Origin of the sequence: Pseudomonas sp. TWI923, assembly GCF_039673365.1 — a bacterium.
Taxonomy (GTDB): Bacteria; Pseudomonadota; Gammaproteobacteria; order Pseudomonadales; family Pseudomonadaceae; genus Aquipseudomonas; species Aquipseudomonas sichuanensis.
Map to the genome: position 1 here is coordinate 31980 of NZ_JBDJLM010000015.1, position 24849 is coordinate 56828.

The 24849-nt window shown below is 66.0% G+C and carries 21 protein-coding genes; 4 read left to right on the forward strand and 17 right to left on the reverse strand.

Annotated features, from left to right (window positions below):
* Window positions 1–73: 73 nt before the first annotated feature.
* From cycA to cbiE, 11 genes are all read right to left on the reverse strand, one after another.
* Window positions 74–1489, reverse strand: coding sequence for a D-serine/D-alanine/glycine transporter (cycA, locus tag ABE459_RS09140; protein ID WP_258705194.1), 1416 nt, complete (start codon window positions 1487–1489; stop codon window positions 74–76).
* A 242-nt stretch (window positions 1490–1731) separates the two neighbouring features.
* Window positions 1732–3099, reverse strand: coding sequence for a PepSY domain-containing protein (locus ABE459_RS09145; RefSeq protein WP_323830415.1), 1368 nt, complete (start codon window positions 3097–3099; stop codon window positions 1732–1734).
* Window positions 3100–3157: 58 nt separating this feature from the next.
* Complete coding sequence (locus ABE459_RS09150; RefSeq protein ID WP_323830414.1) at window positions 3158–5224, reverse strand: TonB-dependent copper receptor; 2067 nt, start codon at window positions 5222–5224, stop codon at window positions 3158–3160.
* 68 nt (window positions 5225–5292) lie between these two features.
* Window positions 5293–5742, reverse strand: a complete 450-nt coding sequence (locus ABE459_RS09155; protein ID WP_323830413.1) for a DUF2946 domain-containing protein — start codon at window positions 5740–5742, stop codon at window positions 5293–5295.
* 20 nt (window positions 5743–5762) lie between these two features.
* Window positions 5763–6248, reverse strand: coding sequence for a copper chaperone PCu(A)C (locus ABE459_RS09160; protein WP_125465718.1), 486 nt, complete (start codon window positions 6246–6248; stop codon window positions 5763–5765).
* A 48-nt stretch (window positions 6249–6296) separates the two neighbouring features.
* A complete protein-coding gene (locus tag ABE459_RS09165) occupies window positions 6297–6686 on the reverse strand; it encodes a DUF2946 domain-containing protein (RefSeq protein WP_323830412.1) in 390 nt (129 codons plus the stop codon).
* 249 nt (window positions 6687–6935) lie between these two features.
* Window positions 6936–7790 carry an SPFH domain-containing protein gene (locus tag ABE459_RS09170; RefSeq protein ID WP_125465716.1) on the reverse strand — a complete coding sequence of 285 codons (855 nt, stop codon included), beginning with the start codon at window positions 7788–7790 and terminating at the stop codon, window positions 6936–6938.
* Window positions 7791–7817: 27 nt separating this feature from the next.
* Window positions 7818–8255 (reverse strand): NfeD family protein, encoded by a 438-nt coding sequence (locus tag ABE459_RS09175; RefSeq protein WP_125465715.1) that lies wholly within the window; start codon window positions 8253–8255, stop codon window positions 7818–7820.
* Window positions 8256–8970: 715 nt separating this feature from the next.
* On the reverse strand, window positions 8971–9693 hold the full coding sequence (locus tag ABE459_RS09180) for a cobalt-precorrin-6A reductase (protein WP_323830411.1): 723 nt from the start codon (window positions 9691–9693) through the stop codon (window positions 8971–8973).
* Complete coding sequence (locus ABE459_RS09185; protein WP_323830410.1) at window positions 9690–10784, reverse strand: cobalt-precorrin-5B (C(1))-methyltransferase; 1095 nt, start codon at window positions 10782–10784, stop codon at window positions 9690–9692. The genes ABE459_RS09180 and ABE459_RS09185 overlap by 4 nt, the downstream gene beginning before the upstream one ends.
* A complete protein-coding gene (gene cbiE, locus ABE459_RS09190) occupies window positions 10777–11988 on the reverse strand; it encodes a precorrin-6y C5,15-methyltransferase (decarboxylating) subunit CbiE (protein WP_346648016.1) in 1212 nt (403 codons plus the stop codon). Before cbiE ends, ABE459_RS09185 begins: the two co-directional genes overlap by 8 nt.
* A gap of 214 nt (window positions 11989–12202) precedes the next feature.
* Between cbiE and cobG the strand changes: the two genes are divergently transcribed.
* From cobG to cobJ, 4 genes are read left to right on the forward strand one after another with little or no spacing between them, the layout of a single operon-like run.
* On the forward strand, window positions 12203–13525 hold the full coding sequence (gene cobG / locus ABE459_RS09195; protein ID WP_323830408.1) for a precorrin-3B synthase: 1323 nt from the start codon (window positions 12203–12205) through the stop codon (window positions 13523–13525).
* Entirely contained in the window at window positions 13518–14144 is a 627-nt protein-coding gene (locus ABE459_RS09200) for a precorrin-8X methylmutase (RefSeq protein ID WP_110992948.1), read from the forward strand. The genes cobG and ABE459_RS09200 overlap by 8 nt, the downstream gene beginning before the upstream one ends.
* Window positions 14141–14875, forward strand: a complete 735-nt coding sequence (locus ABE459_RS09205; RefSeq protein ID WP_323830407.1) for a precorrin-2 C(20)-methyltransferase — start codon at window positions 14141–14143, stop codon at window positions 14873–14875. Before ABE459_RS09200 ends, ABE459_RS09205 begins: the two co-directional genes overlap by 4 nt.
* Window positions 14872–16563: a precorrin-3B C(17)-methyltransferase gene (gene cobJ, locus ABE459_RS09210; protein ID WP_323830406.1), complete on the forward strand. Its 1692-nt coding sequence runs from the start codon at window positions 14872–14874 to the stop codon at window positions 16561–16563. Before ABE459_RS09205 ends, cobJ begins: the two co-directional genes overlap by 4 nt.
* Window positions 16564–16652: 89 nt before the next feature.
* Here the strand turns inward: cobJ and ABE459_RS09215 are convergent, their stop codons facing one another.
* From ABE459_RS09215 to dusB, 6 genes are all read right to left on the reverse strand, one after another.
* Complete coding sequence (locus ABE459_RS09215) at window positions 16653–17249, reverse strand: MarC family protein (RefSeq protein WP_110992945.1); 597 nt, start codon at window positions 17247–17249, stop codon at window positions 16653–16655.
* 187 nt (window positions 17250–17436) lie between these two features.
* Window positions 17437–20202, reverse strand: a complete 2766-nt coding sequence (locus ABE459_RS09220; protein WP_125860583.1) for a hybrid sensor histidine kinase/response regulator — start codon at window positions 20200–20202, stop codon at window positions 17437–17439.
* 127 nt (window positions 20203–20329) lie between these two features.
* The gene (purD, locus tag ABE459_RS09225; RefSeq protein ID WP_125860581.1) at window positions 20330–21625 is read right to left on the reverse strand and encodes a phosphoribosylamine--glycine ligase; all 1296 of its coding nucleotides are present in this window, start codon (window positions 21623–21625) and stop codon (window positions 20330–20332) included.
* 167 nt (window positions 21626–21792) lie between these two features.
* Entirely contained in the window at window positions 21793–23400 is a 1608-nt protein-coding gene (gene purH / locus ABE459_RS09230) for a bifunctional phosphoribosylaminoimidazolecarboxamide formyltransferase/IMP cyclohydrolase (RefSeq protein WP_110992942.1), read from the reverse strand.
* Between the two features lie 76 nt (window positions 23401–23476).
* The gene (fis, locus tag ABE459_RS09235; protein WP_125465705.1) at window positions 23477–23797 is read right to left on the reverse strand and encodes a DNA-binding transcriptional regulator Fis; all 321 of its coding nucleotides are present in this window, start codon (window positions 23795–23797) and stop codon (window positions 23477–23479) included.
* Window positions 23794–24807 (reverse strand): tRNA dihydrouridine synthase DusB, encoded by a 1014-nt coding sequence (dusB, locus tag ABE459_RS09240; RefSeq protein WP_110992941.1) that lies wholly within the window; start codon window positions 24805–24807, stop codon window positions 23794–23796. Before dusB ends, fis begins: the two co-directional genes overlap by 4 nt.
* Between the last annotated feature and the right edge of the window lie 42 nt (window positions 24808–24849).

Genomic DNA, 24849 nt, shown 5'->3' on the forward strand with positions numbered 1-24849 from the left:
GTTGCCTTCTTCGCGGGTAAACCCGCTCCCACAGTGAGCGCCGCGCGCTTGCGAAATCAGGTCTCTGGCTGGATCAGCGGTTAGAGGCTTCACCCACCGCCGCACGTGGCTGGCGCTTGCTGCGCACGAACTGATAAGTCACCGCCAGCAGCACGAACCAGATCGGCGTCACCACCAGCGCCTGGCGGGTGTCGTCACGCAGGCTCAGCAGCACCAGGATGCCGGCGAAGAACACCAGGCACACGTAGCACATGAAGCGCCCGCCGGGCATCTTGTAGTTCGAGGCTTCGTGCAGCGCCGCACGGTTTTTCCGGTAGCTCAGGTACGACAGCAGGATCAGCGTCCAGACGAACATGAACAGCACCGCCGACACCGTGGTCACCAGGGTGAACGCCTCGACCACGTCGGGCACCAGGTAGATCAGCACCGCGCCCAGCAGCAGGCAGGCGCAGGAGAAGTACAAGCCATTGGCCGGCACCGCACGGCGCGACAGTTTCTCGAAGGCCTTGGGCGCATCGCCTTCCTGGGCCAGGCCGAACAGCATGCGGCTGGTGGAGAACACTCCGCTGTTGGCCGACGAGGCCGCCGAGGTGAGCACCACGAAGTTGATGATGCTCGCCGCCGCCGGCAGGCCGGCCAGCATGAACAGCTCGACGAACGGGCTCTTGCCCGGCACCACGTCGCGCCATGGCGTGACCGCCATGATCGCCACCAGGGCCAGCACATAGAACACGATGATGCGGATCGGGATCGAGTTGATCGCCCGGGGCAGGGTGCGCTCGGGGTTTTTCGCTTCAGCGGCAGTGGTGCCCACCAGCTCGATGCCGACGAAGGCGAACACGGCAATCTGGAAGCCGGCGAAGAAGCCCATCAGGCCGTGGGGGAACATGCCGCCGTCGTTCCACAGGTTGGCCAGGCTTGCGGTGTCGCCGCCCGGCGACTGGAAGCCGGTGATGACCATGTACAGGCCGGTGACCACCAGGCCGAGGATGGCGACGATCTTGATCAGGGCGAACCAGAACTCCATCTCGCCGAACAGCTTCACCGTCACCAGGTTCAGCGACAGCAACAGCGCCACGCAGCTGAGCGCGGGGATCCACTGCGGCATGTCGGGGAACCAGAACTGGGTATAGGCAGCGATCGCCACCACGTCGGCGATGCCGGTGACCACCCAGCAGAACCAGTAGGTCCAGCCGGTGAAGTAGCCGGCCCAGGGGCCGAGCAGGTCGGCGGAGAAATCGATGAACGACTTGTAGTTGAGGTTCGACAGCAGCAGTTCGCCCATGGCGCGCATGACGAAGAACAGCATGAAGCCGATGATCATGTAGACGAAGATGATCGACGGGCCGGCCAGGCTGATGGTCTTGCCCGAACCCATGAACAGGCCGGTGCCGATGGCACCGCCGATGGCGATGAGCTGGATGTGACGGTTGGTCAGGTTGCGTTGCAGGTGCTGGTCTTCAGCAGGGGTGGAGGAGGTCCGGGTCATAGGCTGCATTCCATTGAGGGTCAGTCTTCTTGTCAGAGGTAGCCGGGTAGGCTAACACGCCCGTTCCAGATAGGGGCGCGACAGATCGACACGATGTTGGCGGTGCAGATCGAATGACTACATGACGAGGGTCAATGGTTGCCCTTTGCCGGCCTCTTCGCGGGTAAACCCGCTCCCACAGGTTCGCCGAACGCAGTTGAATCTGTGGGAGCGGGTTTACCCGCGAAGGGGCCGGCGCGGAGTCAGGCTTGAGCCATGGCCCTGTGCCGGCGCAGCACGAGATTATCGATGACCCACATCACCACCATCGACACCCCCACCAGCGGGAACGCCACGCCCAGCACCACCATCACCCCCACGGCGGTCTTCCAGCGCGGCAGGTCGTGGCGCAGCGGCGGCACGCCCAGGCCACTGGTGGGCTTGCGCTTCCACCACATCACCAGCCCGCTCACCGACCCCAGCAGGATCATCAGGCACACCAGCAGGATGACGATCTGGTTCAACGGCCCGAACATCTTGCCCTCGTGCAGCATCACGCCAAGCTCGGTGGCGCGGGCCACCGGGCTGTAGTCCTGCCAGCGCACGTCGGCCAGCACCTTGCCGGTGTACTGATCGACATGCAGGGTGGCGTCGTTGCGCGGGTCGTCGGCGAACACCGCGATGGTGAACACGCCGTCGGCCGTGGTTGGCAGGGTGATGCTGTAGCCCGGCGCGACCTGGCGCAGGGTGGCGACATCCTCGACCTGCTGCAGGCTGACCTGCGGCGCGGCGGGCGCCTGGTCGGCCATGTGATGGCCGGCGTGCTCGGCATGGGCGCCGGACACTGGCATCGGGGTGTTTTCCAGCGCCCAGGGCACGGTCTGGCGGTGGGCGTCGTTCAGCTCGCCCGCCTGCTTGTCCGACTTCGGCACGTCGTTCCACATGGCCGCCGGGAAGCGGTTCCACAGGTCGGCGTACTGTTTGCCCCACAGGCCGGTCCAGGTCATGCCGCTGATCAGCATCAGCAGCAACAGGGCCGAGCCCCAGAAACCGGTGACCGCGTGCAGGTCGCGCCACAGCACCCGGCCGCGTGCGCTGAAGCGTGGCCACAGCACCCCGCCGCTGTTGCGCCCGCGTGGCCACCACAAATAGAGGCCGGACACGACCAGGACAATGCCCCAGCCCGCCGCCAGTTCCACCAGCCGGTCACCGGCCGTGCCGACCATCAGCTCGCCATGCAGGGCGCGGGCGATGGCTTGCAGGTTCTGCTTGCCGTCCTGCTCGCCCAGCACCTTGCCGCTGTACGGGTCGACGAACACATTGAGTTCGCGCCCGCCGGCGTGCACCACGAACTGCGCGCTGCGCTCGGCGTCCAGCGGCGGCAGGTACTGGCCCACGTGCCCCTGTGGATAAGCCTGGCGCACGTTGGCCAGCAGGGTGTCGGCGCTTTGCCGGTGGTGGCCGGCCTCGACCACCATCAAGTCGCGGTACATCAGCGGGTCGAGCTGTGGCTTGAACAGGTAGATGATCCCGGTGATCGCCAGCAGGATCATGAACGGCGCGACGAACAGCCCGGCATAGAAATGCCAGCGCCAGGCCAGGTTGTAGAACGATACGTTTGGTTTGCTCATGGGAGCCTCCCGTAGACCTGAGTTGGGCGCGGTCAGGCCCCGCGCCCGTTTGTTGTTGTCAGAAGCTGAAGTCGACCTTGGTCCAGAAGGTCCTGCCTGGCTCGTTCACCGGCTGCGTCGAGTTCGCCGGATAGCCGAACCCGGCATTCCCTGCCAGGTTCAGGTGCTCGGCGTAGGCCTTGTCGAACAGGTTGTCGACGCCCGCGCTGAGCTTGAGGTTGTTGTTGATCTTGTAGGCGCCGTTGAGCGAGAACACGCCGAAGCCGGCGCTCTTGCCGTAGTCCTTGCCCACCACGTTGCCCTGGTTCTCGGCGATGCGGTTCTGCTCGGCCACCAGCCGCCACAGCGTGCCGACGCTCCAGGCGTCCTGGCTGTAGGTCAGGCCCAGGCGGCTTTCCAGGGGTGGCATCTGCGGCAGCGCCTTGCCGTCGCTGCTGTTCTTGCCCCAGGCGTAGGCCAGGGTGGCGTCGGCCTTCCAGTTTTCCGTGAGCTTGTAGGCCGCGCCCAGTTCGCCGCCCATGATGCGGGCGTCGATGTTCTGTGCCTGGGAGGTGTAGCCACCCATCATGGTGCGGCGGTAGTCGAACAGGATGTAGTCGCGCACCTGGCCGACGTAGCCCGAGGCCCAGGCCTCCAGGCGTTCGCCCTGGTACTGGATGCCGAAGTCGAGCTGGGTGGTTTTCTCCGGCTTGATGCCGTCGAAGGCGTTCGCCGAGCCGGCCGGGGCCAGCTTGGGCGAGAACAGCTCCCAGTAGTCGGGGAAGCGCTGGGCATGGCCGAGGCCGATGTAGGTGGTTGCGGGGATCGCCGCCAGGTCGTGCTCGTAGCGCACGAAGCCGCTGGGCAGGGTGTCGGCGCGGGTGTCGCCCTGGGTCGGGCTGGCCTTGCGGAAGTCGCGGGCCGAGGCGCGGTCCAGGCGGGCGCCGGTGATCAGGCGGTCAACACCTGTGGCGTACCAGGTCAGTTCGCCGAAGGCGCCGTAGTTGTGGAAGTCGGCGTCCTTGGTCCAGGGTTTGCCCTTGTGCGCGTCGATGCCCATGCCGCCGCGCTGGCGGTGCTCGTTGGTCTGCGCGTCGACGCCGCTGATCAACTGCACGTCGGCCCAGCGCCAGGTGGCCTTGATCCGTGCGCCCATGGTGCGGCGGTCGACGTTGCTGACCATGGGCATGCCCATCATGCCGCTGCCCGACGGGGTGCGCAGGCTGTAGTTGTCCATCACGTGGTCGGCGTAGTTGTAGTAGACCTGCGCCTCGACCTTGTCGAGCACCTCGCCGAGGTTGGACTTTTCAAAACGCAGGCCGAGGCTTTCGCGCTTGAACTGCGAGCCGTCCATGCCGCGCCCGGCGGAACGGGCCTCGCCGTCGCCCTTGCCGGCAGTCAGCTCCAGCAGGGTGTCGGCGTCCGGGGTCCAGCCGACGGTGGCATCACCGTTCCACTTGTCCCAGCGCGAGGGCACGGTGTCGCCGTTGCCGTCATCGAAGTCGTCGGAATGCGACTGGTTGCCGACGAAGCGCACGTAACCCAGCTGGTTGCCGGCGGCGGCGTCGAGCACCTTGTCGAAGCGGCCATTGGAGCCGGCCAGCACACTGCCGTTGACCCGGCTGCCGAGCTCGCCGAACTTTTCCGGTTCACGCTCGAAGAGGATGGTGCCGGCGGAACCACCGGGGCCCCAGATCACGCTTTGCGGGCCCTTGATCACGGTGAGGCGGTCGTAGGTTTCCGGCGAGATATACGAAGTCGGCGCATCCATGCGGCCGGGGCAGGCGCCGAGCATCATGCCGCCGTTGGTGAGGATGTTCAGACGCGAGCCGAACATGCCGCGCAGCACCGGGTCGCCGTTGGTGCCGCCAGCGCGGATCACCGAGAACCCGGGGATGGTCTTGAGGTAGTCGGCGCCGTCGCTGGCCGGCACCGGCTGGCGTGGGTCCTTGGGGTTGGTGACCACGGTCAGTGGCGAGCTGGGGGCGATGGCGGTGATCACCGTCGGGCTCAGCTCGGCAGCATCGTGGGCGTGGCCTTCGTGGCCGGTTTCGGCGGCCACGGCCAGGGGTGCGAGCAGGGAGCCGCACAGCAGGGCGATGGTCCCGCGCAGGGAAAGGGCAAAAACAGGGGTACAGCCGGACATAGTGATTCCAGTCGATCAGTCGTGAGTCAGCGCGAAGCCTCCTGGCTTCGGGCAGTAAAAAAGTGGTTTCAGACGACGATCGAGGTGGGTGGCGCGCGGCTGCGCGCGCCGGGGAATACAGCCTGCCGGGCATGGCCCTGGCGCGTGGCGACGGCGAGGTGGACGGGTGGGAGTACGCTGCCCGCTGTAAGCGGGCTGAGGGTCTGAGGCAGGGCGGGGCAGTTGAACAGCAGGCTGCAGTAGCCGCACTTTTCCCACATCACATGCAGCTGGCCATCGTTGCCGTGGCCCTGGTGATGATCGTGGCCATGCTCCATGGGCATGGCCATCGACATGTCCATCGGCATCGACATGTCCATCGGCATGGACATGCCGGCGTGGTTCTCCATCGGCATCGACTGGGAAACCAGTGGGCCGATGAAGATCATCCACATGGCGAACAGGCTCAGCCAGCCGCCACCGACGCGCCTGCGATCAGGGCGGGTGCTGCGGGTTGAGCTGTTGCGCGGCAGGCTCATGGTGAGCGCCTGTCAGCTGATCAGTGTGCGTGTTCGTGCGACGCGGGCTGGTCGGCCGGTGGCTGCTTCTGCACGGCGACGTCGACGGTGACGTCACCGGCTTTTTCGAAGTGCAAGGTCAGCGGGAAGCGCTTGCCGTCCGTGAGCAGGCTGCGGTCCTTGGGCTGCATGATCATCACGTGGTAGGCGCTGGGGGCGAACACCACATCCTTGCCGGCCGGTACCACCACGCTTTGCACGTGTTGCATCTTCATGGCGCCGGCGGCGCTCATCACGTGTTCGTGCAGTTGGGCATCATCGGTGATGGGGCTGTCCACCGAGAGCAGGCGGTCATCGGCCTTGCCGTTGTTGTGCACGACAAAGTAGGCCGCCACGTTGGGCGCGTTCGGCGGCAATTCCAGCGACCAAGGGTGGGCGATGTGCAGGTCGCCCACTTTGTATTCATGGGCGTTGGCATAGGCGCCGGGCAGCAACAGGGCGGCCAGGACAAGGGCTTGCTTGAGCATGGGTGAATCTCCGGTCTGTTCAGGTTCTGATGGACAGCGTAGTGAACATCAGGCCAGCGGAGAGGCACGGGGATTGAGCGCGGGCCATAACTGGCGCGGCGTGGGCTGGTAGTCGGCGAGGTACGGGATGTGCCCGGCCAGCAGCAACGGCGGGTTGTGCAGTTGTGGCGGGTAGCCGGGCAAGGCCAGCAAGGGCGCGGCGCCCGAGCAGCACCAGCAGTTCATCATGCTGGCGCTGTCATCGCTTTGCGGCCCGAGGTCGATCTTGGCCAGGGCCTGTACATCGACTTTGGCCTTGTTCGCCATGCTCGAACAGAAAGCCCCCCACAGCAGCTGCTCGGCCGGGCCCTTGGGCGCGGCAGAGGACAGCGGCATGGCCAGCAGGTTGAACAGCACTGCAAGGCAGGCTATCCAGGCGATGTGCCGACGTGGGGGCATGGAGAGATCCGGTCAGGAATCGTGGGGGCTATTGTACGGCGGAGTATAGGTAAAAATGCCGGGGTGCGGTGAAGTGCCGCACCTGGGGCAGATCACCGCACGTTCGTGGGAGCGGGCATTGTGGGAGCGGGCTTGCCCCGCGATGGGGCCAGACCTGGGAATGATGTTGCCCGGGCGGGCCCCATCGCGGGGCAAGCCCGCTCCCACAACCCCTGCTCCCACAACCCCGCTCCCGCAGGGCCGGTGATGTCAGGCCTTGGCGCGGCCCATCAAACCGCGCACGGTCTCTTGCAGGTCCGCAGGCAGCACCACGACTTTCGAATTGTCGCTGGCGGCCAAGTTCTCCATCGCGCCGATGTAGCGCTCACCCAGCAGGTACATGGCCGGCACCGTCTCGCTGCCCACCGCTTCCTTCACCAGGGTGATCGCCCGTGCCGAGGCCTCGGCCAGGTTGACCTGGGCTTCGGCATCCAGCTTGGCGGCCTGCAAGCGCGCCTCGGCTTCCAGAATGGCGGCCTGCTTGTTGCCTTCGGCGCGGGTCACATCGGCTTTACGCTCACGCTCGGCGGCGGCCTGGCGCTCCATGGCGGTCTGCATGCTCGGCGATGGCTTGATGTCCTGGATCTCCACCGAGCGCACGGTCACGCCCCAGTCTTCGGTCTGCTCGGACATCGCCTCACGCAGGCGTGCCTTGATCTGCTCGCGGCTGGACAGCGCTTCGTCCAGGTCCATGGCGCCGACGATGGCGCGCAGCGAGGTCATGGTCAGGCTGGTGACGGCGAACGAGAAGTTCTGCACACCGTAGGACGCTTTCTGAGGGTCGACGACCTTGGCGAAGCACAGGGCGTTGGCGACGATCACCGCGTTGTCCTTGGTGATGATCTCCTGCTGTTGCACGTCGAGGATGATGTCCTTGGTCGGCAGGCGGTAGGCAACCACGTCCATGTACGGGATGACGATATTCAGGCCGGGCTTGAGAGTGCTGTGGTAGCGGCCCAGGCGTTCGACGATCCATTCCTCGCCCTGAGGCACGATGCGCACCCCCTTGAACACGGTGATCAGGACGAATACAGCGAGGGTGGCGACGACGATGAGGCTGGTCATGTTTGCGAACTTCCTTTTAGTGCGGATTCAAGCCCGGGTGACTCGGGCGGTATTGCCTTCGATGGCGGCCAGGCGCACACGCTCGCCGGCGGGGATGTCGCTGTCGGCGACGCAGGTCCATTCCTCGTTGCCGAGGATCGGCTTCTGGAAGCGCACGCGGCCTTTCTGGAATTGCGAGACGCTGGCGGTCAGCAGGCCGACCTCGCCGATCACGCTGTCGGCGGTCCAGCGCACGTCCGCTTTCTTGCGGCGGAACACTTTGAACCAGAGCACGGTGGTGATGGACGAGAACACTACCCACAGCAGCCCTTGCATATCCAGTTGCAGGCTCGGGGCGAGCAGCGCGATGAACGACACCAGCACGGCGCCGATGCCGAACCAGAGAATGAAGAAGGTGGGGAGCACCAGTTCCAGCAGGATCAGGGCCACGCCGAAGACGAGCCAGATCCACCATTGCATTTCCATATGGGTGGAGCCTTCCAGTAGAGGGGAGGGGATTTTACGGCAAGATCAAGGCACAGGGCCATCTGTTGCGTGCTGCTCTGAACTGAGCGCGCGCGGGGGGTGCTGTTCAGCAGGTTGGTCACGGTTGGTGATGTAGTCCTCGCTTACGGTATCGGCAGCAAACCACCGATCCCAGCCAGAGTCGGCGTAGGAGAGTTCTGATTGCTCGGGGAGTTGGGTTGGGTCTGGCATGGCTGCTGCTCCACTGTTGAGGGTTAGCACTCTCAGGATGTTTGTGTCAGGGCTGCCAGGTGCTCGCCACAACTTTTGCTGCGCCTGTGAGATCGAGCGCCGCCCGCGCGGCGCATCGCTGGCAAGCCAGCTCCCACATCTGTTTCGGGCCAGTTTTTTCTGTGCCATCACCTGGTCCGCCTTTGTTGGGGCGACGCGGTATTGGCGTGGTCGCTAATGATGCTCCACATGACTCAAGACATGCACCAAGGCGGACAGCGGTACTTTCACAGGACTCATTGGCCCGAAACAAACTGTGGGAGCTGGCTTGCCAGCGATGCGCCGCGCGGGCGGCGCTCGATCTCACAGGCGCTGAAAAATTTCAGGCGGGCACCTTGCAGCCCTGACGTGATCATCCCGAATGCGCTGCTGTTGAAGGTGGAAACATGCCTCATGAACCTCGCAGCACAAAGCGGCAATGTATGTCCAAGGATTCCGGCAAGTTTCAGCGTGTTTCCAGCGCTTCAAGTAGCTCTTTCGGAACTTCGAAAACCCGCTCCACCTCCGGCAGTACCGGCCGCTTGAGCACCAACACCGGCACCCCCCGTTCGCGCGCGACTTCCAGCTTCGGCTCAGTCGCCGCACTGCCACTGTTCTTGCTCACCAGCACATCGATCTGCCGGCGTTCGAACAGCGCGCGCTCATCGTCGATACGGAACGGCCCACGCGCGCCGATCACTTCGCAGCGCTCATTACCTGGGCAAGCGTCGAGGGCGCGCAGGGTCCAGAACTGATGCAAAGGAATCTCGTCCAGATGTTGCAACGGCTCACGCCCGAGGGTGAACAGCGGGCGTTCGAAAGGCGCCAGTGCCTCGATCAACTCATCCCAGCCCGCCACCTCGCGCCAGTCGTCCCCCGGTTGCGCCTGCCAGGCCGGGCGCCTGAGCGCCCAACAGGGAATGCCGGCCATGGCCGCAGCCTGTGCGGCGTTTTGGCTGATCTGCGCGGCATAGGGGTGAGTGGCATCAACCAGCAGGTCGATGCCTTCCTCACCCAGGTAACGCGCCAGGCCCTCGGCGCCACCGTAGCCGCCGACCCGAACCTGGCAGGCCAAATCCTGGGGCACGCGGCCGATGCCGGCGAGGCTGTAGACATGCTGCGGCCCAAGTGTGCGGGCGATGGCCAGGGCCTCGGTCACCCCGCCCAGCAGCAGGATGCGCCCCTTCATTGCACGCCCGCCTTGCCGACGATGCCGCCCTGGCGGTCGATGGCGAACACCTCCACCTGCACCTGGGCCGGCACCACGCTGCGGGCGAAGGTCAGCGCATGGCGGCAGACTTCGTCGCCCAGGGCGATACCGGCGGCGTGGGCCAGGGCGAGGGCCTGCTGACTGGTGTTGGCGCCGACGATGGCCGTCTGCAAGGCTGCGTCGGCGCCAATGTCGGCAGCCCAGCCGGCCAGCTGGGGCAGGTCGATGCTCGAATGGCGGCTGTGCAGGTCCATGTGCCCGGCGGCCAGCTTGCTGATCTTGCCGAAGCCACCGCACAGGCTCAGGCGCGGCACCGGCACCTTGCGCAGGTGCTTGAGCACGGCGCCGACGAAGTCGCCCATCTCGATCAGGGCGATTTCGGGCAGGCCGTACACCCGGCGCATGGTGTCTTCGCTGGCGTTGCCGGTGCACGCGGCGATATGGGTGTAGCCGTTGGTGTGGGCAACATCGATGCCTTGGTGGATCGAGGCGATATAGGCCGCGCAGGAGAACGGCCGGACGATGCCGCTGGTGCCGAGGATCGACAGCCCGCCGAGGATGCCCAGGCGCGGGTTCATGGTCTTCAGGGCCAGGGCTTCACCGTCGCGGACATTGACCGTGACTTCGAAACCACCAGCGTAGGCACATTCGTTTGCCAGTTGCTGCAAGTGCTCGCTGATCATCCGCCGCGGCACCGGGTTGATCGCGGGCTCGCCAACACCCAGTACCAGGCCCGGGCGCGTCACGGTACCCACGCCTTGCCCGGCGACAAAACGGATGCCGGGTTCGGCGAGCAGGCGCACCTGGCTGTAGAGCAGCGCACCATGGGTGACATCCGGATCGTCGCCGGCATCCTTGAGCGTGCCGGCCTCGGCGCCGTCTGCGCAGGCGCGGCAGAACTCCAGGCGCATCTCTACCACCTTGCCCTTGGGCAGGGTGATGTGCACCGCATCATGGTGCTGGCCGGTCAGCAGCAGACGTGCTGCCGCAAGGCTGGTGGCGGTGGCGCAGCTGCCAGTGGTCAGGCCGCTGCGCAGGGGCGCGGGTTGTTCACGGGTTTCTTCACGCATCGAGAGGCTTGACCACGTCGAGCAGGGTGATCGGCAGCGCCTGGCGCCAGGTGTCGAAACTGCCCAACGGCTGGGTGTGGGCGATATGGATACGGGTCAGTTCGCCGCCATGCAGTTCGCGGAACTGCGCCAGGGCGACTTCGCTCTGCAAGGTCACGGCATTGGCCACCAGCCGCCCGCCAGGGCGCAGGCGCTCCCAGCACAGCGCCAGTACGCCTTCGCCGGTGACGCCGCCGCCGATGAAGATCGCATCGGGGCGCTCCAGGTCTTGAAGCGCCTGCGGGGCCTTGCCGCGAATCAGCTGCAGGCCGGGCACGCCCAGGGCATCGCGGTTGTGTTCGATGAAACCCTGGCGGCCTTCGTCGGCCTCGATAGCCAGGGTGCGGCAGCTGGGGTGGGCACGCATCCACTCGATGCCGATCGAGCCGCAGCCGGCGCCCACGTCCCACAGCAGTTCGCCGGGCTGCGGCGCCAGGCGGGCCAGGGTGATGGCGCGCACATCGCGTTTGGTCAGTTGGCCGTCATGACGGAAGGCGTTGTCCGGCAGGCCGGCGACGCGGGGCAGGCGAGGGGCATCGGCGCTGGCCTGGCAGTCGATGGCCACCAGGTTCAGCGCGGCGATATCGGCGTGCGGCCAGTCTTCGGCCGTGCCGCTCAGTTGGCGCTCCAGTGGCCCGCCGAGATGCTCGAATACCTGCAAGCGGCTCGGGCCGAAGCCGCGTTCACGCAGCAGCGCGGCGATGGCGGCCGGGCTGTGTTGGTCGTTGCTCAGCACCAACAGGCGCAGGCCGCTGAACAGGTGGGCATTGAGCGCGGCCAGCGGGCGGGCGACCACCGAGACCACCTGCACGTCCTGCAACGGCCAGCCCAGGCGTGCGGCGGCGAGGGCGCAGGAGGAGGGCATTGGCAGCACCTGCATCTCGCTGCTGGGCAACTGGCGCGCCAGGCTGGCGCCGACGCCATAGAACATCGGGTCGCCGCTGGCCAGCACGCACACCGGCTGGCCGCGCAGGGCCAACACCGGCTCCAGCGAAAACGGGCTGGGCCAGTGGATCTGCTCGGCGCTCGCGCAGTGGGGCAGCAGGGCCAGCTGGCGCGGGCTGCCGACGATGTGCGTGGCCGCCAGCAGGGCGCGTCGGGCCTGCTTGCCCAAGCCGCTGAAGCCGTCTTCGCCGATGCCTACTACTGTGAGCCAGGGGGCCATGGTGTCCTCTTAGAGCGTATGGGGGCGCTGTGCGCCCCTTTCGCGGCACAAGGCCGCTCCTACAGGTTATCGCGGTCCCCTGTAGGAGCGGCCTTGCGCCGCGAAAGGGCTGCGCAGCAGCCCCCTGGAATCATCGTTCGACCACCGGCTTTTCATGCCGCCGGACAAAGCAGGCATAATACCGCGCCTTCTACACTGAAGCGCACCTTCACGATTGCCGGATGCCCCTTTGAAGCAGGCCCAGCCCCCCAACATTACGCCTCGTCCCTCGGCCTGCCCGGGGTTGTGGCGCGTCGTCGCCGCGCGCGATGGCGGCATCTGCCGGATCAAGCTGCCTGGCGGGCTGCTGCTGGCTGACCAGGCCGAGGCCGTGGCCGACGCCGCCGAGCGCTTCGCTGGCGGCGTGATCGAGGCGACCAACCGCGGCAACCTGCAGATCCGTGGCATCGGCAACGACCACCACGGGCTGGTCGAGTACCTGCTGGCGGCAGGCCTTGGCCCGCGCGAGGCGGCCGGCGACGATGTGCGCAACCTGATGCTCAGTCCGCTGGCCGGGCTCGACCCGAGCATGCTGTTCGACACCCGGCCCTTGGCCGGGCAGATCCTCGACCTGCTCGAAGGCACACCACGCTTCCATGAGCTGTCGGCCAAGTTCGCCGTGCAGCTCGACGGCGGTGAAGGGCTGGCGATGCTCGAACACCCCCATGATCTGTGGCTGTGCGCCGCACGGCTGGAGCAGCGCACCTGGCTGATGTTCGGCCTGGCCGGCTGCCCGGTCGACCCGCCAGTGGGCGCGGTGCCGGTGGAGCAGGGGTTGGCGCTGGTCAGGGCGGTGCTTGCGCGCTTTCTCGACCTGGCCACGCCCGATCAGTCGCGCATGCGTCTGTTGCTGGCGACCTGCAGCGTCGAGCAGTTCATCGATGGGCTGGAGATCCGCCGCGACGATGCCGTATTGAGCTGGCGGCGTACCCAGGCACCGGGCGCCTGGCTGGGCGTGTTGGCGCAAGGTCAAGGCTTGGCCCTCGGCGTGGCCCCGCCGTTGGGGCGCCTGACGCCGGCCATGCTGCGTGGCGCTGCACATATCGCTCGGCAGTGGGGTGACGGCAGCCTGCGCCTGAGCCCCTGGCAGAGCCTGGTGCTGACTTCGGTCGCCCAGAACGCTATCGACCAGGCTCGCGATCAGCTCGCGGCGCTGGGCCTGCTCTGCGCCCCTGACCAGCCACTGGCCCGTGTCACCGCCTGTACCGGCTCCAGCGGCTGTGCCAAGGGCTTGGCCGACACCAAGGCCGACGCCGTTGCCCTGGCCGCCCGGCTGCAGCATGGCGCCCCCGCCAGCGTGCACCTGTCCGCCTGCCCCCGTTCCTGCGCCGTGGCCCATGTCGCCCCGGCCACCTTGCTGGCCTGCGCCCCGGGCCGCTACGACCTTTACCTGCGCGATGCGCGCCTGCCGGGTTTCGGCAGGCTGCGCGCCGCCAACCTCACCCCAGAAGAAGCAGGCGCCATGCTCGACCTGCCGACGGAGCACCTTGATGATTGATTACATCCGCGATGGTCAGGAGATCTATCGCAATTCATTCCGCATCATTCGCGAGGAGGCCCGGCTCGAGCGCATTCCCGCCGACCTGGAGAAGCTCGCCGTGCGCGTGATCCATGCCTGCGGCATGGTCGAGGCCATCGACGGCCTGCAGTTCTCCGAGGGTGCCGGCACCGCTGGGCGTGAAGCCCTGGCCAAGGGGGCGCCGATCCTGTGTGACGCGCACATGGTCGCCGAAGGCATCACCCGCGCGCGCCTGCCGGCGAACAACCCGGTGATCTGCACCCTGCGCGACCCCAGCGTGCCGGAGCTGGCCAAGGCCGAGGGCAACACCCGCTCGGCGGTGGCCCTGGAGCTGTGGCGCCCGCACCTGGAAGGCAGCGTGGTGGTGATCGGCAACGCGCCGACCGCGTTGTTCTACCTGCTGGAAATGATCGATGCTGGTGCACCCAAGCCTGCGCTGATCCTTGGCTTCCCGGTCGGCTTCGTCGGTGCAGCCGAGTCCAAGGCCATGCTCGCCGCCGACAGCCGCGGCGTGCCCTTCGTGATCATGCAGGGCCGCCTGGGCGGCAGCGCGATGGCCGCCGCCGCGGTCAATGCCCTCGCCACGGAGGTGGAATGATGCAGCCACGCGGACGACTGCTGGGCCTGGGCGTGGGCCCTGGCGACCCCGAACTGATCACGGTCAAGGCCCTGCGCCTGCTGCGTGAAGCGCCGGTGGTGGCGTACTTCGTGGCCAAGGGCAAGCGTGGCAATGCCTTCGGCATCATCGAGGCGCACCTGCAGGCCGAGCAGACCCTGCTGCCACTGGTGTACCCGGTGACCACCGAAGCGCTGCCGGCGCCGCTGTCCTACGAGCAGGTGATCAGCGACTTCTACGACGAAGCCAGTGTGCAGGTGGCCGAACACCTCGACGCCGGCCGCGATGTGGCGGTGATCTGCGAGGGCGACCCGTTCTTCTACGGCTCCTACATGTACCTGCATGACCGCCTGGCGTCGCGCTACGAGGCCCAGGTGATCCCGGGCGTCTGCTCGATGCTCGGCGGTGCCTCGGTACTGGGCGCGCCACTGGTGTATCGCAACCAGACCCTGACCGTGCTCTCCGGCGTGCTGCCTGCCGACGAGCTCAAGCGGCGCCTGGGCGATGCCGATGCGGCGGTGATCATGAAGCTGGGGCGCAACTTCCCCAAGGTTCGCCAGGCGCTCACCGAACTGGGCATGGATGGCCGCGCGCTGTACGTCGAGCGTGCGACCATGGCCAACCAGAAAATCGTCGCGCTGGACGAGGTGGACCCACAGTCCTCGCCGTACTTCTCGCTGATCATCGTGCCAGGTGAAAAATGGCAGGGATGAACAACGCACCGGCCATCGTCATTCTCGGCCCCGGCAGCCTGGCGACCGCGCAGCGCATTCAGCAATGTTATCCACAGGCCGTGATCAATGGCCTGCAAGGGCGCGTGGAGGGGGCTGACAGTTACTACAGTGCATTCGGCGACACCCTGCGGGCCCTGTATCGGCAGGACACCCCGATCATCGCACTGTGCGCGGCCGGTATCGTGATCCGCAGCCTGGCGCCGCTGCTCGACGAGAAAGGTACAGAGCCGCCGGTGCTGGCCGTGGCCGAGGACGGCAGCGCCGTGGTGCCGTTGCTCGGTGGGCTGGGCGGGGTCAATGTCATGGCCCGGGAAATCGCCGAGGCACTGGGCGTGAATGCCGCGATCACCACCAGCGGTGAGCTGCGTTTCGGCACCTGCCTGCTCAACCCGCCAGAGGGCTATGCCCTGGCGGACCTGGAGCAGGGCAAGCGTTTTGTCTCCGACCTGCTGGCCGGGGAAACGCTGCGTATCGAAGGCGATGCACCCTGGCTCGACCATGCCCAGTTGCCGGTCAGCGACAACGCGCAGCGCACCCTCCATGTGGGCAGTGCTGCGCGCCCGGCCAACCGCGATGAGCTGGTGATCCATGCCCGTTGCGTGGTGGTGGCGGTTGCGGCCGGTGGCGCCGACCTGGCCCGACAGGTGCGTGAAGCCTTGCAGGCGGCGGGTATCGCCGAAGCGGCGCTGGCCTGCCTGCTGGCAAGCGAAGCCGACATGGCCGAGCCGGCTCTGCACGAGGCTGCGCAAAGCCTGAACCTTGCCCTGCGCTTCGCCCCTGCTGCCAGCAGCCTTGAGCAGATGCTGGCCGATACACTGCCGCAGGCACGGGTCGAAACCCATGCCGGGTTGGCTGTGGCGGTTGCTGCAATGCCGGTCGACAGTGCGCAATTGGGTCGCCGTCGTGGCCGCCTGGCCGTGATCGGCCTGGGCCCTGGCGCCGCCGAGTTGATGGTGCCGGCGGTCAAGGCCGAACTGGCCCGGGCCCAGGACGTGCTGGGCTATGAAACCTACGTGCGCATGGCCGGCCCATTCCGCGATGACCAGGTGCTGCACTGCACCGACAACCGCGAAGAGATGCAGCGTGCCCGCCATGCCTTCGAGCTGGCGGCGCAAGGGCGCTCGGTGGTGGTGGTGTCGTCGGGCGACCCGGGTGTGTTCGCCATGGCTGCCGCGGTGCTCGAGGCGCTGCACGAATCCAGTGACCCGGCCTGGCAGCGGGTTGACCTTGAGATCCTGCCGGGCGTCTCTGCCTCATTGGCCACCGCCGCACAAGCCGGGGCACCCTTGGGCCACGACTTCTGCGTGATGTCGCTGTCGGACAACCTCAAGCCCTGGTCGATCATCGAAAAACGCCTCGACCTGGCGGCCCAGGCCGACCTGGTGCTGGCGTTCTACAACCCGATTTCCAGGTCGCGGCCGCATCAGCTGGGCCATGCACTGGAAGTGGTGCGCCGCCATCGCCAGGCGCACACGCCGGTGGTGCTGGGGCGTGACATCGGGCGCCCGGGGCAGACCCTCAGGACGGTGACGCTGGGTGAGCTGGTGCCCGAGATGGTCGATATGCGCACCATGGTGCTGGTCGGTTCGTCGACCACCTGCACCTTCCCCCGTGCCGACGGCAACCAGTGGGTCTACACGCCGCGCTGGTACCCCGCGAAAGCCTGACCAGCTGAACGGCACATGCTTAGCCTTCGAGTCTCACCCGGCATCCGCCGGGTTCTGACTCAAGGCTATGCAAGATGAGCTGAGGCGCGTTACGGCAGCATGTAGCCCTTGATCCCGGTGAAGATGATCTGCGCCGCCAGGGCGCAGACGAACAGGCCCATCAGCCGGCTGACGATCTGCAGGCCCTGGTCGCCGAGCAGGCGTTCAATGCGGTGCGAGAGGTACAGCACCAGGCCGACGGTGAAGCTGGCCAGGGCGATACTGACGATGGCCAGCAGCTTGTCGTCCCAGTGCGGTTGGCCCACCCCCATCACCAACAGCGCACCGATGGTGCCCGGGCCGACGGTCAGCGGGATGGTCAGCGGCACGATGGTCACGTCCTGCTGCACATTGTCGGTCTGGATCGCCGACTTGCCCTGGGCCATGGCCAGCGCCGAGATGAACAGCACCGAACCGGCGCCGATACGGAAGGCGTCGGCGGTGATGCCGAACACGCCGAAGATCACCCGCCCGAACAGGTACAGCAGCACACTGGCGATGAGCGTGGCGATGGCCACGCGCCAGGCCAGTTGCTTGCGCTCCTTGCTGGAATGGCCACGGGTCAGGCTGATGAAGCACGACAGCACGAAGAACGGGCTGTAGAGCACGAGCATTTTCAGGTAGACGCTGAACAACTCATGGAGCATGGGGGTGGTCCGCAGCGGGTAGAGTGGCAACTGTATAGCACGGATCCTGTAGGAGCGGCCTTGTGTCGCGAAAGGGGCGCGAAGCGGCCCCAGGATGTTTGTCTTCATGCGAAATCGCTGGGGCTGCTTTGCAGCCCTTTCGCGGCACGAGGCCGCTCCTACAGGGGGCTGCGCCGCTTGTGCCGGCTCATTCCAGGGGCGCGGTGACCACCTGGCGCTGCCCTGCCCAGAACTGGATCAGCTCACGCAACTGCGACAGCTCCACCGGCTTGGCCATGTGCCCGTCCATGCCGGCCAGGCGTGCGCGTTCCTTGTGTTCGGCGAGGATGTGCGCGGTCAGCGCCACCACCGGGGTGCGCGGGCGCTGGTTGGCGGTTTCCCAGGCTCGCAACTGTTGCGTGGCGGAGAAACCGTCGAGCACCGGCATTTCGCAGTCCATCAGCACCAGGTCGTAGCGCTTGGCTTTCATCGCCTGCAGGGCCTCTTCACCATTGCTGGCGGTGTCCGGTTCGAGGTTGAGCTTGCCGAGCATGCCGCGGATGACCTTGGTCGAGATGCTGTTGTCCTCGGCCACCAGTACGCGGAAGTCGTGCGGCAGGTCCAGGGGTTGCTGGATGCCCGGTGGCAATGGCGGTGCGGCCAGTTCGCGGCCGCGCAGGGCCAGCTCTTCGGCCAGGGTGGTCTTGAGCGTGTAGCCGGCCACGGGCTTGGCAAGGATGCGCTTGACCCCGGCATTGCGGGCGATGACCTTGCTCGGCGCATTGCTGATGCCGGTGAGCATGACCACCAGGATGTCGTGGTTCAGGCTTGGGTCTTCCTTGATTTTCGCTGCCAGCTGCATGCCGGTCATGCCGGGCATGTTCTGGTCGAGCAGCACCACGTCGAAATAGTCGCGCAGGTGCGCCTTGGTGCGCAGCAGGGCCAGCGCCTCCTTGCCGGAAGGCACGGCGCTGACGTTCATGCCCCAGGCGCTGCATTGCTGCACCAGGACCTTGCGGCAGGTGTCGTTGTCGTCGACCACCAGCACCCGCGCGTCGCGCAGCGGGCTGTCGAGGTCGGTCGGCGGTTGCTCCAGACGGTGCGGGTCGAGCGGCAGCGTCAGCCACAGTGTGTTGCCCATGCTGGTGCTGGTCTTGATGCCGAACTCCCCCTGCATCAGGCCGATCAGCTGCTTGGCGATCACCAGCCCGAGGTGGCCGCCGAGCTTGTTGCTGGAGAGGAAGTGGCGGCTGTGCAGTTCGGCCTGCAGCAGGGCGTCGCGCTCGGCCGGCGCCATGGGTGCGCCGCTGTCCTGCACGGCAATGCGCAGGCGCGGGGTGTCGCCGCGCTGGTCCAGCGCCACCACCAGCAGGATCTCGCCCTGTTCAGTGTTCTTCAGCGCATTGTCGAGCAGGCTCGACAGGGCCTGGCGCAGGCGGGTCGGGTCGCCGCTGACCACCCGTGGCACCTGTGGCTGGGTGAAACTGATCAGCTCGATGTTCTGCTGCTCGGCCTTGGCCCGGAAGATGTTCAGGCAGTCTTCGATCAAGGCGTTGAGGTCGAACTGCACGTCGTCCAGTTCGATCTGCCGCGATTCGAGCTTGGAGATGTCGAGGATTTCGTTGATCAGGGTGAGCAGTTCGTTGCCGGCGCTGTGGATGGTCTGCACGTAGTCGCGCTGCTTGACCGACAGTGGCGTGCCCAGCAGCAGCTCGGTCATGCCCAGCACGCCGTTCATGGGGGTACGGATCTCGTGACTGATCTTGGCCAGGAACTCGGCCTTGGCGTTGATCTCGGCATCGCTGGCGGCCAGGGCTCGGCTGGCGCGGAAGCGCTCCTCGCTGATGCGCCGCAGGCGCTCGCTGACGGCCAGGTTGAGCAGCAGGCCGCTGACCACAGTCAGCACCATCAGGATGCACAGCAGCCAGGGTGTGGGGGTGCGCGTAAGGCCGAGCAGTGCCGGTAGCAGCACCAGGCCGCCAATGTTGTACACCAGCATGGCCAGGGCGAACAGCCGCGCCGGGCCATAGCCCTTGTACCAGTGATAGCTGCTGACCAGCAGCATGCTCAGGCTACCCAGGGCAAGCAGGGCGTAGGTCATCAGGTTCAGCGGCAGGGTGTCGACGAACAGCAGCACCAGGCCACTGACAGCGGCCACCAGCATCTCTGCGTGCAGCAGGCGGCTCATGCGTGTCGAGCTGCAGGGGGCGAAGAAGTGCAGGGTGAAGTAGAGGCCGGACAGCCCGGCCAGCATCAGGGTCAGGTAGGCGGCTGGGGTCTGGGCGCTGTACCACAGGTGCCACCAGGGGCCGCTGAGGTTGAGCAGAATGAGTGCGCTGAGCAGCATCAGGGCGTGGTAGAGCGCCAGGATCAGGGTGGTGCTGGAGCGGCTGTAGGCGAAGCGGATCAGGTTGTGCAGAATCAGCATCACCAGGCCACCGAACAGCAGGCCGAACAGCAGCGGCTGGCGCTGGTCGGATGCGGCCTCGGCGGCAGGTTCCAGGCTGATGGCCGGGCGCAACTGGTGTTCCGACACCAGCCGCAGGTATACATCCACCGCCTGGCTGCTGCGTGGCAGTGGCAACACGTGGTCGCTGCCATTGATCGACAGGGTGCTGGTCTCGCCCTGGCGCCCGTGGTGCAGCTGGCGCAGCAGCTTGCCGCCTTCGAGGGCGTAGAGGTCGATACGTGACAGGTCGGGGGCGAAGATGCGCAGCAACTGCTCCTGCTCGCCGGGTTCCAGGCGGTAGTGCAGCCACAGGGCCTGGTCGGGGAGGGCAGCGTCTAGTTCGTCGAGCGGCAGGGGGCTGAACTGGTTGCGGTAACGCTCGGAGCGTACGTCGGAAAGCTGCAGATTGGCCTGTTCGTCGAGCAGCACCGACCAGCCGCCGGCGTCTTCGGCCGCAGCCGGGAGCAGGCAGAACAGGGTCAGCAGGCTGATGATCAGGGCTGTGGCAATCCGAAGCCGACGCACGACGAAATCCCTTCTTAGCTAATGTGCCGGATAGCAACTATGCGCGGCGCGCCAAGGCGAAGGCAAGGCCCCGCGGGGGCCTTGCCGACGAGCCGAGGACCGTGCGCAACGGCCCTGGGCTACAGCATCACTGCTGGTGTTCACCGCGCTCGCGGGCAATGGCCCGGTAGCCGATGTCGTTGCGGTAGAAGCTGCCTTCCCACTTGACCTCTTTGGCCAGGCGGTAGGCCTGTTGCTGGGCGGCCTCGACGGTATCACCCATGGCGGTGGCGCAGAGTACGCGGCCACCGGCGCTGACCACTTGGCCATCCTTCAGCGCGGTACCGGCATGGAACACCTTGCCTTCGAGCTTGGCGGCAGCGTCCAGGCCGCTGATCGCAGCGCCCTTGGCGTAGTCACCCGGGTAGCCACCGGCAGCCAGTACCACGCCCAGGCTCGGGCGCGGGTCCCACTGCGCTTCGACTTTGTCCAGGGCCTTGGCGAAGGCGGCTTCGACCAGCAGCACCAGGCTCGACTCCAGGCGCAGCATGACTGGCTGAGTTTCCGGGTCGCCGAAGCGGCAGTTGAATTCGATGACCTTGGGGTTGCCCGCCTTGTCGATCATCAGGCCCGCGTAGAGGAAGCCGGTGTAGACGTTGCCTTCCTCGGCCATGCCGCGCACGGTCGGCCAGATCACCTGGTCCATCACGCGCTGGTGCACGTCGGCGGTGACCACCGGGGCCGGGGAGTAAGCGCCCATGCCGCCGGTGTTCGGGCCGGTGTCCTGGTCGCCGACACGCTTGTGGTCCTGGCTGGTGGCCATCGGCAGCACGTTGTGGCCGTCGACCATGACGATGAAGCTGGCTTCCTCGCCGTCGAGGAACTCTTCGATTACCACGCGCGAACCGGCTTCACCGAAGGCATTGCCGGCGAGCATGTCGCGCACGGCGTCTTCGGCTTCCTGCAGGGTCATGGCGACGATCACGCCTTTACCGGCGGCCAGGCCGTCGGCCTTGATCACGATCGGTGCGCCTTTTTCACGCAGATAAGCCAGGGCCGGCTCGATCTCGGTGAAGTTCTGGTAGTCGGCGGTCGGGATCTTGTGGCGGGCCAGGAAGTCCTTGGTGAAGGCCTTGGAGCCTTCCAGCTGGGCAGCGCCCTTGGTCGGACCGAAGCAGTCCAGGCCGCGGCTGCGGAACAGGTCGACCACGCCGATGACCAGCGGGGCCTCTGGGCCGACGATGGTCAGGTCAACGTTCTTTTCGGCGAAGTCGGCCAGTTGCTCCAGGGCGGTCACGTCGATGGCGACGTTTTCGCACTTGGCTTCGGTGGCGGTGCCGGCGTTGCCTGGCGCCACGAAGACTTTCTCGACCCGTGGGTCCTGGGCGACTTTCCAGGCCAGGGCGTGCTCACGGCCGCCGCTGCCGATGATCAAAACTTTCATTACAGACTCCTTCGGAGAAGCTGCAAGCTGCAAGCATCAAGAAAAAGCGGATCGCGCTTTGCTACTCAATGCATGCAGCCTGGGGATTCTAGTGGCTGTCGCTGCAAGCCAAGGCTGGTGTGGACTGCTCTTGCTTACAACCTGCAGCTTGAAGCTTGCCGCTGCTGTCAGTGGCGGAAGTGGCGCATGCCGGTGAACACCATCGCGATACCGGCTTCGTCGGCAGCGGCGATGACTTCGGCATCGCGCATCGAGCCACCCGGCTGGATGACCGCGCTGATACCCACTTTAGCCGCGTTGTCGATGCCGTCACGGAACGGGAAGAACGCATCCGAGGCCATGACCGCACCCTGTACCTGCAGGCCAGCATGTTCGGCCTTGATCGCCGCGATACGCGCCGAGTTGACGCGGCTCATCTGGCCGGCGCCGACACCGATGGTCTGGCGCTGCTTGGCGTAGACGATGGCGTTGGACTTGACGAACTTGGCCACTTTCCAGGCAAACACCAGGTCGTGGACTTCCTGTTCGGTCGGCGCACGCTTGGTGACGATCTTCAGGTCATCGGCAGTGATCATGCCGATATCGCGGCTCTGCACCAGCAGGCCACCGTTGACGCGCTTGAAGTCCCAACCGGCGGCACGCTCGGCTGGCCACTCGCCGCACTCCAGCAGGCGTACGTTCTGCTTGGCGGCCACCACGTCGCGTGCGGCCTGGGAGATTTTCGGGGCGATGATCACTTCGACGAACTGGCGGTCGACGATGGCTTGCGCCGTTTCGCCATCCAGCTCGCGGTTGAAGGCGATGATGCCGCCGAAGGCCGATTCGGTGTCGGTGGCGTAGGCCAGGTCGTAGGCCTTGCGGATGCCGCCCTCGTTTTCCGGCACGACCGCGACGCCGCACGGGTTGGCGTGCTTGACGATGACGCAGGCCGGCTTGACGAAGCTCTTCACGCATTCCAGCGCGGCGTCGGTGTCGGCCACGTTGTTGAACGACAGCTCCTTGCCTTGCAGCTGGATGGCGCTGGAGATGCTGGCTTCGCCTTTCTTCGCTTCAACGTAGAACGCCGCGCTCTGGTGCGGGTTCTCGCCGTAGCGCATTTCCTGGGCCTTGACGAACTGGCTGTTGAAGGTGCGCGGGAACTCGCTGCGGCCTTCGGTGGACAGGGTGTCCTGGGTCTGGTCGATGCTGCCCATGTAGTTGGCGATCATGCCGTCGTAGGCGGCGGTGTGCTCGAACGCCTTGAGCATCAGGTCGAAGCGCTGGGCGTAGGTCAGGCCGCCGGCCTTCAGGCCTTCGACGATACCGGCGTAGTCGCTGGCGTTGACCACGATGGCCACGTCTTTGTGGTTCTTGGCTGCCGAACGGACCATGGTCGGGCCGCCGATGTCGATGTTCTCGATGGCAGTCGGCAGGTCGCAACCCGGCTTGCTGATGGTGGCTTCGAACGGGTACAGGTTGACCGCGACCAGGTCGATCGGCTTGATGCCGTGCTCGTTCATGATGGCGTCGTCGGTGCCGCGACGGCCGAGGATGCCGCCGTGGATCTTCGGATGCAGGGTCTTGACCCGGCCATCCATCATTTCGGCGAAGCCGGTGTAGTCGGCCACTTCCACCGCGTTGACGCCGTTGTCCTTGAGCAGCTTGTAGGTGCCGCCGGTGGACAGGATCTCGACACCGAGCTGTTGCAGCTCACGGGCAAATTCGAGGATCCCGGTCTTGTCGGAGACGCTGATCAAAGCGCGGCGGATCGGCAGGCGGGTAGTCTGGTCGGTCATTTCAGATTCCATAACGCGGTGGAGTCAGCAAAAAAGGCGCCTCGTTACGAGCGCCTTTTTGGTTGGGGTTCTGGCCTTACAACAGATCGTACTGCTTGAGTTTCTTGCGCAGCGTGCCTCGGTTGAGCCCGAGCATCTCGCTGGCCTTGGTCTGGTTGCCCTTGACGTAGTTCATCACGCTTTCGAGCAGGGGCGCCTCGACTTCGGAGAGCACCAGGTTGTACACGTCCGTGACGGTAGCGCCTTCCAGGTGGGCGAAGTAGTTGTGCAGCGCCTTCTCGACGCTGTCGCGCAGGGTCTGGCCCTCCTCGCTCGGCGTGTTCAGGTGCTGCTTGAGGTTGGCGTTATCGCTCACGGGCGTTGTTCCACTCACAATTGTCTCGGTCATCATCGTCATGCGGCCACCCCTTGTTCGTCCTCTGTCCCAAGGCTCTGTCGACGTTCGGCGAAATAAGCCTGAACGTTGGCGCACTGCGCTTGTGTGTCTTGCAAAGCGTTGAACTGGCTGCGGAACTCCTTGCCGCCAGGTCGGGTTGCCAGGTACCAGCCAACGTGCTTGCGGGCGATCCGCACGCCCATCACATCGCCGTAGAAGGCATGCAACGCGGCCAGGTGTTCCAGCAGAATGCGTTCCACTTCGTCCAGCGCAGGGGCGGGCAGGTGCTCGCCGGTGCGCAGGTAATGCTCGATCTCGCGGAAAATCCACGGCCGCCCTTGGGCGGCACGGCCGATCAGCAGGCCGTCGACCCCGGTGGCGTCCAGCACCGCCCGGGCCTTTTCCGGCGAGGTGATGTCGCCGTTGGCGAATACCGGGATCGACACCGCCTGCTTGATCGCGGCGATGGTGTCGTACTCGGCGTCACCGGTGTACAGGTCGGCGCGTGTGCGGCCATGTACCGCCAGCGCCTGGATGCCGGCCTGTTCGGCGATCTTCGCCACGTTCAGGCCGTTCTTGTTCGCCCGGTCCCAGCCGGTGCGGATCTTTAGGGTCACCGGCACCTCGACAGCGCCGACCACGGCGTGGAGGATCTCGCTGACCAGGGCTTCGTCTCTCAATAAAGCAGAGCCGGCGGCCTTGTTGCAGACTTTTTTCGCCGGGCAACCCATGTTGATGTCGATGATCTGGGCGCCAGCTTCGACGTTGGCCCGTGCAGCGGCTGCCATCATCTGCGCGTCACCACCGGCGATCTGTACCGAGCGCGGCTCGGGATCGCCTTCGTGGATGCGGCGCAGGCTCGACTTGCGGCTGTTCCACAGGCTCATGTCGCTGGACACCATTTCCGACACCACCATGCCCGCCCCCAGGCGTTTGCACAGCGTACGGAAAGGTTGGTCCGTGACCCCGGCCATTGGCGCAAGGATCAGGTTGTTGTGCAGTGTGTATGGGCCGATGCGTACCGCCGACATAGGTGTTCCCTGTTGTGGGGCCGAATCATTGGAGTCGAAAAA

Excerpts from the sequence above, each read along its gene's own strand:
- cycA (WP_258705194.1), bottom strand. The coding sequence starts at position 1,489 with ATGACCCGGACCTCCTCCACCCCTGCTGAAGACCAGCACCTGCAACGC.
- ABE459_RS09145 (WP_323830415.1), bottom strand. The coding sequence starts at position 3,099 with ATGAGCAAACCAAACGTATCGTTCTACAACCTGGCCTGGCGCTGGCAT.
- ABE459_RS09150 (WP_323830414.1), bottom strand. The coding sequence starts at position 5,224 with ATGTCCGGCTGTACCCCTGTTTTTGCCCTTTCCCTGCGCGGGACCATC.
- ABE459_RS09155 (WP_323830413.1), bottom strand. The coding sequence starts at position 5,742 with ATGAGCCTGCCGCGCAACAGCTCAACCCGCAGCACCCGCCCTGATCGC.
- ABE459_RS09160 (WP_125465718.1), bottom strand. The coding sequence starts at position 6,248 with ATGCTCAAGCAAGCCCTTGTCCTGGCCGCCCTGTTGCTGCCCGGCGCC.
- ABE459_RS09165 (WP_323830412.1), bottom strand. The coding sequence starts at position 6,686 with ATGCCCCCACGTCGGCACATCGCCTGGATAGCCTGCCTTGCAGTGCTG.
- ABE459_RS09170 (WP_125465716.1), bottom strand. The coding sequence starts at position 7,790 with ATGACCAGCCTCATCGTCGTCGCCACCCTCGCTGTATTCGTCCTGATC.
- ABE459_RS09175 (WP_125465715.1), bottom strand. The coding sequence starts at position 8,255 with ATGGAAATGCAATGGTGGATCTGGCTCGTCTTCGGCGTGGCCCTGATC.
- ABE459_RS09180 (WP_323830411.1), bottom strand. The coding sequence starts at position 9,693 with ATGAAGGGGCGCATCCTGCTGCTGGGCGGGGTGACCGAGGCCCTGGCC.
- ABE459_RS09185 (WP_323830410.1), bottom strand. The coding sequence starts at position 10,784 with ATGCGTGAAGAAACCCGTGAACAACCCGCGCCCCTGCGCAGCGGCCTG.
- cbiE (WP_346648016.1), bottom strand. The coding sequence starts at position 11,988 with ATGGCCCCCTGGCTCACAGTAGTAGGCATCGGCGAAGACGGCTTCAGC.
- ABE459_RS09200 (WP_110992948.1), top strand. The coding sequence starts at position 13,518 with ATGATTGATTACATCCGCGATGGTCAGGAGATCTATCGCAATTCATTC.
- ABE459_RS09205 (WP_323830407.1), top strand. The coding sequence starts at position 14,141 with ATGATGCAGCCACGCGGACGACTGCTGGGCCTGGGCGTGGGCCCTGGC.
- cobJ (WP_323830406.1), top strand. The coding sequence starts at position 14,872 with ATGAACAACGCACCGGCCATCGTCATTCTCGGCCCCGGCAGCCTGGCG.
- ABE459_RS09215 (WP_110992945.1), bottom strand. The coding sequence starts at position 17,249 with ATGCTCCATGAGTTGTTCAGCGTCTACCTGAAAATGCTCGTGCTCTAC.
- purD (WP_125860581.1), bottom strand. The coding sequence starts at position 21,625 with ATGAAAGTTTTGATCATCGGCAGCGGCGGCCGTGAGCACGCCCTGGCC.
- purH (WP_110992942.1), bottom strand. The coding sequence starts at position 23,400 with ATGACCGACCAGACTACCCGCCTGCCGATCCGCCGCGCTTTGATCAGC.
- fis (WP_125465705.1), bottom strand. The coding sequence starts at position 23,797 with ATGACGATGATGACCGAGACAATTGTGAGTGGAACAACGCCCGTGAGC.
- dusB (WP_110992941.1), bottom strand. The coding sequence starts at position 24,807 with ATGTCGGCGGTACGCATCGGCCCATACACACTGCACAACAACCTGATC.